Origin of the sequence: Bartonella sp. AA74HLJMH (assembly GCF_042197045.1) — a bacterium.
Lineage (GTDB): Bacteria > Pseudomonadota > Alphaproteobacteria > Rhizobiales > Rhizobiaceae > Bartonella.
The window spans coordinates 1-500 of sequence record NZ_JBHIRJ010000179.1 but is presented as its reverse complement, the minus strand read 5'-3'; the positions used below and the strand labels follow the sequence as shown (position 1 = coordinate 500).

The 500-nt window shown below is 35.8% G+C and carries 1 protein-coding gene; it reads left to right on the top strand.

The window, feature by feature from the left end; genetic code table 11:
- Window positions 1-40 precede the first annotated feature (40 nt).
- On the top strand, window positions 41-487 hold the full coding sequence (ssb, locus tag ACFINH_RS10440; RefSeq protein ID WP_375633112.1) for a single-stranded DNA-binding protein: 447 nt from the start codon (window positions 41-43) through the stop codon (window positions 485-487).
- The last annotated feature ends 13 nt before the right edge of the window (window positions 488-500 follow it).

Genomic DNA, 500 nt, shown 5'->3' with positions numbered 1-500 from the left:
TTTCTATGTATTAAAATACAAATTTAAGGTAAGAAAAAACATGCTAAATAAAGTGATGTTAATCGGGCGTTTAGGTGCTGATCCCGAAAGCAAAACAATGAATTCTGGAACAGAAGTAGCCAATTTTCGTATGGCAACTTCTGAAAGCTATACGGATAAAAATACTCATCAAAAAGTAGAGAAAACGGAATGGCATTCCGTGGTGATTTTTAATCCACATTTGGCAAAAATTGCACTTCAATATCTAAACAAAGGTTCAAAGGTTTACATAGAAGGAAAATTACAGACACGCAAATGGCAAGATAAAAATGGGCATGACCGTTACACAACAGAGATTGTCTTACCACAATTCAAAGGCGAGTTGTATTTGCTTGATGCAAAGAAAGAGCAATCAGCATCCCCTTCACCCATTACTTCTCAAAATTATGCTATCGCTTCAGGTGCTCAAGATTATAGAACAGCTCTTAACGATAGCGTCCCATTCTGATTGAAAAAATATG